Source organism: Micrococcus sp. KRD096 (assembly GCF_017168495.1).
Lineage (GTDB): Bacteria > Actinomycetota > Actinomycetes > Actinomycetales > Micrococcaceae > Micrococcus > Micrococcus luteus.
Genome location: NZ_JABFAY010000010.1, coordinates 125,434 through 133,109 on the forward strand (window position 1 = coordinate 125,434; position 7,676 = coordinate 133,109).

At 71.8% G+C, this 7,676-nt stretch carries 5 protein-coding genes, 1 tRNA gene and 1 pseudogene; 1 reads left to right on the top strand and 6 read right to left on the bottom strand.

The window, feature by feature from the left end:
- The 5 genes and pseudogenes from J1M41_RS04765 to J1M41_RS04785 form a co-directional block, all read right to left on the bottom strand.
- Positions 1-181: pseudogene (locus J1M41_RS04765) on the bottom strand (IS30 family transposase); the annotation flags it as partial.
- Positions 182-443: 262 nt separating this feature from the next.
- Entirely contained in the window at positions 444-815 is a 372-nt protein-coding gene (locus tag J1M41_RS04770; RefSeq protein WP_241247734.1) for an IS3 family transposase, read from the bottom strand.
- On the bottom strand, positions 722-1,243 hold the full coding sequence (locus J1M41_RS12345; protein ID WP_206451263.1) for a transposase: 522 nt from the start codon (positions 1,241-1,243) through the stop codon (positions 722-724). The genes J1M41_RS04770 and J1M41_RS12345 overlap by 94 nt, the downstream gene beginning before the upstream one ends.
- Before the next feature lie 192 nt (positions 1,244-1,435).
- A tRNA-Ser gene (locus J1M41_RS04780) sits at positions 1,436-1,527 on the bottom strand.
- A 196-nt stretch (positions 1,528-1,723) separates the two neighbouring features.
- Positions 1,724-2,602 (bottom strand): PRC and DUF2382 domain-containing protein, encoded by an 879-nt coding sequence (locus tag J1M41_RS04785; protein ID WP_073117216.1) that lies wholly within the window; start codon positions 2,600-2,602, stop codon positions 1,724-1,726.
- A 291-nt stretch (positions 2,603-2,893) separates the two neighbouring features.
- On the opposite strand from J1M41_RS04785, the gene J1M41_RS04790 reads away from it, so the two are divergent.
- Positions 2,894-4,849: an FAD/NAD(P)-binding domain-containing protein gene (locus tag J1M41_RS04790; protein WP_206451264.1), complete on the top strand. Its 1,956-nt coding sequence runs from the start codon at positions 2,894-2,896 to the stop codon at positions 4,847-4,849.
- Between the two features lie 84 nt (positions 4,850-4,933).
- On the opposite strand, the gene J1M41_RS04795 is transcribed toward J1M41_RS04790, so the two are convergent.
- Positions 4,934-7,676: ExeM/NucH family extracellular endonuclease (locus J1M41_RS04795; RefSeq protein ID WP_241247735.1), on the bottom strand; the 2,743-nt coding region annotated here is incomplete at its 5' end.

The following is a 7,676-nucleotide window of genomic DNA, read 5'->3' on the forward strand; positions in this document are numbered from 1 at the left end:
ATGCCTCGACCGTGGTGACACCGGTGGCGATCACACGCCAGAACTGGCGTTGGACCTCCCGTGAGGGCTGCGGCCTGCCAGGAGAGCGCATCGGGGCCCGCAAGGCCCGATCCGCTCTCCACTGCCGCCGTGTCCCCTCGGGCACGTCACTGATCTTCCTCGCCCAGTCCTTGCTTGCCATCGCCCATACCTCCAGTGATTCCGAGAGGGTGTTGCGACGACCGATTGAATCCACCTTGAGATCCGGCATCGTTGTGATGGACTAGCCCATCCTTCACCGTGTGTCCGGCCCGTTCACGGCGCCACGGTCCCATCCGCAGTGCGGTGGTGACCAACGGGGTTGTCTTCATTATCGCGGCGTGCCAGCCCACGATCGCGCGCGAGTGGCAGTCCATCACGAACGCGACGCAACGAATGCGGCCCAGGTGCGGGTATGCGTGAAGTCAGCGACCCAGAGCTGGTTCCGGCGCCGGGGTGGTGAAGTCCCGGTCTAGCAGGTCTGGGGCCCGGGCGGCGGTGCGGTCCGGGACCGTGGTGCGCACACCCTTGCCGCGCACCAGGCCGTTAATCCCCTGCTCGCGCATCAGCCGGCCCACCCGGCGTGCGGACACGTCGTGGCCCTGGCGCCGCAGCAGCGCGGTCACCTTCCGTCGTCCGTACAGCGACTCCGGGGAATCACTGCCGTGCGCGTTCACCCGGGTGGCGAGGACCGCATCGATGATCACCGCGTCGGTGAGGTCGCGGGTGCTGGGCTGGGCGCGTTTCCACGCCCGGTAGGTTCGCTCGGCGACCGGCACGCCCTGCTCGCGCAGCACCGTGCAGATCGACCCGACCGAGCGGCCCTGGGCGTGCTGGTCCTTAATGAATCAGAGGATCGGCGGCGTCGGGGGTCGAGTTCCCCGGCGAAGACAACCGCGGCGTCCTTCAGGATCGCGTTGGCCTCGCGCAGCTCTCGGTTCTCCCGCTCGAGCTGCTTGATCCGCTCCTGCTCGCTGGGAAACGCTTCCTCGCGTTCGCCGGCATCGACCTGAGCCTGGCGGATCCAGCGGCGCAGGGACTCCTTCCTGATGCCCAGTCGGTCGCCGATGGCCCGACAGGCCGCGGTCAGGGTGGGTACTCCTCGAGGTGGTCTAGCACCAGGCGGGTGGCCCGCTGCTTGGTCTCCTCCGGGATCCTCTTCGGCATGCTCTCTATCTTCCTTCCAGACTCGAAAGAAAGCCGCATCAAACCGGGGACGGTTCACCGGAGTTGATCGTGACGCCCGGGGGCTACTCGTGGCACTCGGCCATAAGACTGGACCCTCCTTTAGTCTCCGTGTGGTCTGTTCCTATGACACTTTGTGGTCAGTCGTGAACGTTCGTTGCGCCGCCGACACCCGCCAGAAACCGCTAGAACATGCGAAGAGGGCCGGAATCGCGTGGATTCCGGCCCTCTCTGGCGGAGACGGGGGGATTTGAACCCCCGGCCCAACTTTCGTCGAGCCCTTCATTAGCAGTGAAGTCCATTCGGCCGCTCTGGCACGTCTCCTCCGTCCGGCGCGCCTCGCACGGGGCGACGCGCGGTCAGACCGGTTCAGCTTAGCGCGCCAGGCCAGGGCAGGGCAAAGGAGCGGCGTGCTCACGGACGGATCACCACCGCGCACGAGCGGGGCCCCGGATCCATGGATCCGGGGCCCCGCGTGATCTGTCAGTCGTCCGGCCTGAGGCCGACGCGTCCGTTCAGATCAGATGCGATCCTTGCGGTCATTGCGGCCGTCGAGGTCGCGATCGGTGGCGTCGCCGTCGACCTTGACGTCCTCGTGGCGGACCTCCTCGGTCACGGTCTCGGTGTCCTGCACCTGGCGCTTGCCCAGGGAGACCTTCTCGGCGTCCACGGTCTTGTTGACGACCGGGGTGTCCTCGTAGGTGGTCACCTCGACGTCGCCGTCGCGGCCGGCGGTGCGGGCCTCGGCGGAGTTCGGGTCGACGGACTCGCGCTCCACCACGACCTCCTCGCGGGTGACGGGCACCTCGACGGTCTCGGTGGTGGTGTAGGCCTGCTTGCGCAGACGGACGCGGCCGGAGGCGCGGCGCTCGGTGCCGACGTTCAGGTGCTCGTCCTTGACGACGACGGAGTCGGCGTCGGTCACGTCGCGGCGGTCACGGTCGGTCACGTCGCGGCGGTCGCCGTCCACGACGGCCTCGTCGCGGCGGTCGGCCACGCCGGCCACGCCCGCAGTGCCCGCCACGCCGGCGGCGCCGGCGTCGGTGCGCACGTCGTCACGACGCACGTCGCCGTCGTGATCCGCGGCGGAGTACTCCATGGAGTAGTACTCGTAGATGCGCTGCTCCTCCTCGGGGGTCAGCGAGCCGTCCGCGTCCACGTTCGGGGCGTCCTTCACGAAGGACTTCTCGAAGGGCACCGTGATGCCGTCGGCGGTGGTCTGGGCCTGCTGCAGCGGAACGAAGGTCTCGCGGGCGCCGAACAGGCCGGTCTTCACCGTGACGAAGGTGGGCTCGTTGGTGACGTCGTCGAGGTAGACCTGACCGACGGAGCCGATCTTGTCGCCGTCGGTGGCGAAGACGGTGGAGTTCTGCAGCTGGTCGAGAGCGTTGCGGTCCATGAGGAATTCTCCTTCTGAATTGGTGTTTTGTTGCCTTACGCTCATTCACAATTCCCCATGGGCCCGAGTGGCGTCAACCATCGGCCCCCCAGATTCCCAATTCCCAGACTTCTCCCAGAATCTCGACGCGATCCTCATGATTCCGCGGATTCCTCGTCCGGGCCTGCTGTGGATCCTGGGGGATCGGTGGGAGTGTGGCGCAAGCGGTCCGCGACTCTTGACGGCCACCGATATTGTGTGGAATACGCGCGCCGCAGGCGTGAAAACGATCCCGAGGAGAGTGGAGGCCCCATGTCCCAGCCCCTGGTGGCCGATCGCCGCCTCGCAGTGGTGGGAGCCGGCCCCCGCGGCGTCATGCTGCTGGAGCGGATCCTCGCCCGACTCGAGGGCGCGGCCCCGGACGCACACCCCCGGCGGCTGCGCATCGACGTCGTGGACCCCTATCCGCCCGGGCCAGGGCGGGTGTGGCGCACGGACCAGTCCGAGCTGTACCTCATGAACACCCCCGCGTTCTTCCCGACCGCGTGCGCCGCCGACAACCCCGGTCTGCGCCCCTCCACCGCCGCGCAGACCTTCGACCAGTGGCGTCGCGTGCACCCGGAGGCCAGCCTCGGCGTGCGCCGCCACCAGTACCCGGCCCGAGCGGTCTACGGGCGCTACCTCCGGCACCTGTACAAGGACGTCGTCGCGGGGCTGCGCGCCCGCCCCGAGGTCGTCGAGGTCGTCGAGCACCGCGCGGAGGCCACCGCCCTGCACCCCCGGCCCGACGGCGGCGCCCGCCTGGAGCTGCGGGACGCCGACGGTGCGGTCTCCGCGCTCGACGCGGACGTCGTCGTGCTCTGCCTGGGCCATCAGCCGGCGGAGCTCAGCCCCGGCCAGAACCGGATGGCCGCCGCCGCGCTGGGCCGGGACGAGCTGCACTACCAGGGCCCGCAGATCCCCTCGGACGTGGACTGGGAGACCGTGGAGGCCGGGGCGGACGTCCTCGTGCGGGGCATGGGCCTGAACGCGTTCGACCTGCTGGCCCAGCTCACCCAGGGCCGGGGCGGGGTGTACCGCCGCACCGGCGACGGACCCGGCCGGGCCCTGCGGTACGAGCCGTCGGGGGACGAGCCCCGCCTGCACCTGATGTCCCGCCGCGGCATCCCGTACCTGCCCAAGGCCGAGGTGGACGCCTTCGTGCCCCGCGGCGTCACCCTCAGCTACCTCTCCGACGCCGCCGTGGACGCCCTCGCCGCCCGGCACGGGACCCTGGACCTCGCCGAGCACCTCTGGCCGCTGCTGCACCGCGACGTGGTCCGGCACTACTACGCCACGCTCGTCCGGGCCCAGCCCGAGATCCTCGGCGGCCCCGTCGAGGCGCGCCGATTCCTCGGGGAGCTCGTCGGCCAGCTCGAGGAGGCCGGCCGCGGCGCCCCCGTGACCTCCGCGCACGCCGAGGAGCTCCTCCAGCGGTACGCCCCCGGCCGCCGCTTCCTGGACATCCTGGCCTATGGGTCCCCGTTCGAGAACGCCGTGTTCGCCTCCCATGAGGACTATCAGCGGGCCGTCGCGGAGCTCATGGAGCAGGCCTGCGTGGAGGCCGCCCTCGGGGAGGAGTCCCCGTTCATGATGGCCGTCGGCGCGCTTCATGCCGGCCGACTGCGGATCAAGGCGTGGATCGCCGAGGGCCGGATCGCCGAGGCCTCCCGCATCCGGGACGTCCAGGGCTGGTTCGAGCCGCTGGTCGAGGGCCTCGCCTCCGGCCCGCCCCTGTGGCGCGTCGAGCAGATGCTCGCGGTGCACCGGGCCGGCCTGCTCACCTGGGCCGGCCCCGCGCCCGTGGTCGAGGCCGAGGACCACGCATTCACCGCCCACAGCCCCCAGGTGGGAGCCCAGGACTCCCTGGGGCCCGCCGTGGTCGAGGGGGCCTGGCTGGTGGAGGCGATGATGCCGCCCAACCGCGTGCAGGCCGCCGCCTCCCCGCTGGTCCGTCAGATGCTGGCGGACGGCGTCGCCGCGGCCGGGACGTGGGAGGACGAGGAGGGTGTGCGCGTGCCCGCCACCGGCTTCGACGTCACGGCCCGCCCGTACCGGCTGCGGGCCGCGGACGGCACGGTCCACGCGGACGTGTTCGTGCTGGGCCTGCAGCTCTCGGGCGTGCAGTGGGGCACCGCGATCGCGGCCGAGGCCGGGGCCGATCCGACCGGACGTGCCCTCTTCCTCGCCGACGCCGACGCCGCCGCGGCGGCCGTGCTCGCCGGCTGAGCCCCCACGACGACGGCGGGGCCGCCCGGGTGGCTCCCGGACGGCCCCGCCGTCGTCATGCCGGGTGTGGCGCCCCGCGTCCCGTCAGGGACGGACCGGCCCGCGGCCCTTGCCCGGGTGCTCCGGGCCGTGGCCCTTGCCCGGGTGGTCGCCGCCGTGACCCGGGGTCGCGCCGACGCAGCGCAGCCACTCGCGCACGGAGTTCGCGGGCTTGCCCGGCACGCCGCGCGGATCGGTCACACCGTCGCAGGTCTCGCCCGGGGAGGGCTCCGGCTCCGGGGTCGGCTCGGTCACGGGCGCGTCGAGCTGGAGGCCCACCAGGATCGGGTTGTGGTCCGAGGACCGCCACTGGTCCGCGGAGTACAGGTCCTCGGCCACGTAGTTGTGGCGCGAGTACTCCAGTGCCACGGATTCGTTCGCGTTGATCATCCAGATGTCCTGGCCGGTGATCGCCGCCGCCGCCGACGGCGAGGCGTAGATCCCGTCCAGGCTGCCGACGGCGCCGCCGAACGCGTACGAGTACTCGCCCGTGAGCGCGCCCTGCGAGAGGTACCCGGCCGCCTCGAGCACGCGGATCGGGTCCTCCTTCTCGTACGCGTTGAAGTCGCCCATCAGCAGGACGCGGTCGGTGCCGGTCTCGGCCTTCATGCGCTCGGCGAAGGCCACGAGGGCCTCGGCCTGGCCCACGCGGTCCGCGTTGTACGCGCCCTGGCCGTCGCCCGCGTCCACGTTGCCCCCGGTCGCACCCGAGCCGCCCTTGGACTTGAAGTGGTTGGTGATCGCCACGAAGTCGGTGCCGGCCGCCCCCTCGGACGTGCCGTCGGCGGCGCGGAACAGCTGGGCCATCGGCTCGCGGGCGTTGTCGAAGTTCGTCTGGTCGTCCAGGATCACCGACTCGCCCACCGGGGTGACCTCGGCCGGCTGGTAGATGAACGCGGAGCGGATGACGTCCTCGTCCGCGAGCGCGGGACGGGTGGCCGGGGAGGCCACGTAGGCCCAGCGCTGCTCGCCGGCCTGCGCGTTGAGGGCCTCCACGAGGTGGGCCAGCGCGTGGTCCCGGTCGAGGCCGAACTTCTCGGAGTTCTCGATCTCCTCGAGCGCGACCACCGAGGTGTCGAGGCCGTTGATCGCGGCCGCGATCTTCTCCTGCTGGCGGGCGAACGCCTCGGAGGTGTAGGCGCCGCGCGGCAGGCAGCCGTTCGTGGTGACGGGGTTGCCGGCGCGGTCGCGGTAGGCGCTGCAGCCAGCCACGTCCTGACCCAGGGTCGTGAAGTAGTTGAGCACGTTGAAGCTGCCGACGCTGACGTTGCCGCCGACCGCCTCGGGGGCGGCCTCGGCCGGGCGGGTGTCCTCGATCGTCACGGGCTGGACGGCGGCCGCCGTGGCGTCGGTGAGGTGGCCCAGCGGCTGGAAGGACCACGCGTCGAAGCGCCAGTCGAGGATGACTCCGGTGGTGAACTCCAGGCCCGCGCCCACGCGCACCGGCTGGTCCGCGTCCAGGTACGGCAGCGGGTTCTGGTTGCCCGGCGAGCGCATGAAGTTCGTGGTGGCCCCGTCGTCGAGCACGATCAGCTGCTGCGCGTTGGCGGCCGCGACGGCCTGCGCCTCGGCGCCGGGCCGGGCCACCGACGTCGGGTTGTCCAGCGGCGTGGTGCCGGGGACGATGCCGAGGGAGCCGTACTGGTTGAGGGAGTAGTTGTCCGTGACCGTCCAGTCGCCCTGCGGGGCGAGGACCATGCCCTCGAGCGCCTCACGGTCGGCCTCCTCCAGCGGGAACTCCACCGGCGTGGGGGCCACGGCGCCGGGCTCGGCGACCGGCAGCACGCCGCCGGCGGCGACCTTGATCTGCGTGAGGCCGTAGTGCTCGGCCGCTTCGCCCGTGACCTGGACGTGGTCGCCGAGCGTCACGGAGCCGACCGTGTCCGGCGAGTACACGAACACGCCGTCGGAGGCGCCCGGGGTGGCGTCGGGGGTGTCGCCGCCGGTGCCGGCGGTCTGGATGTAGTAGCCGTCGTAGCCGCCCGTGGAGTACACGGCGGTGACGACGCCGGTGGTGGTCACCTGGCGCCCGGCGTACGGGGTGGCCGTGCCGGTGCCCTGGAGCTGGGCGATGGTGATCCGCTCGGCCGGGGTCGGCTGCGGCTCGGGCTCCGGGGTCGGCTCGCCGCCGGTGGCGGCGGCGTTGGTCGGGGTGACCTGGTCGGTGACGGTGAAGTCGGCGCTGTTGTCGTCCGTGTCCACGCCGTTCGTGCGGGTGAGGGACCTCGGGTCCGAGTTGGCCGAGGGGGCGCCGGCGGCCGCCGTCTCGAAGGTGTTCGTGGCGCCGTAGCCGAGCACGTCCGCGACGCCCGGCACCTGACCGGTCACCACGGAGCCGACCGGCAGGTCCGTCACGGTGCCGGCCTGGCGCGCGAGCACGATCGTGCCCTTGGTGCCCGCGGGGTTGAACGCCCCGCCGGCCACGAGGTCCGCCTGCGGCAGGGCCGCGCCCGCGGTGCCGTTGGAGCCGCCGGAGACCAGGAAGTGGCCCTTCGCGGGCACCGTGCCGGACAGCGCGACCGTGCCCTGAGTCGCGGCCGTGCCGGCGGCGGAGCGGTACTGCAGGGACCAGCCGTCGAGGCTGATCGGCTGGTCGGTGGGGTTGTAGAGCTCCACGAACTTGTGGGTGTACACGGCGTTCGCGGAGCCGCCGTTGGTGTACGCCTCGTTGATGACGAGGGAGTCGCCGGCCGCGCTGACCCATCGAGAGAGATCGAGACTGAGGACGACATGACCCCCCTGCCCCGCTTCGCCGCGCGCACCGCGGTGACCACCGCCGCCCTGGCCC

Bases quoted from the DNA above. Each gene is read 5' to 3' on its own strand.
- J1M41_RS04785 (WP_073117216.1), bottom strand. From the start codon at position 2,602: ATGGACCGCAACGCTCTCGACCAGCTGCAGAACTCCACCGTCTTCGCC.
- J1M41_RS04790 (WP_206451264.1), top strand. From the start codon at position 2,894: ATGTCCCAGCCCCTGGTGGCCGATCGCCGCCTCGCAGTGGTGGGAGCC.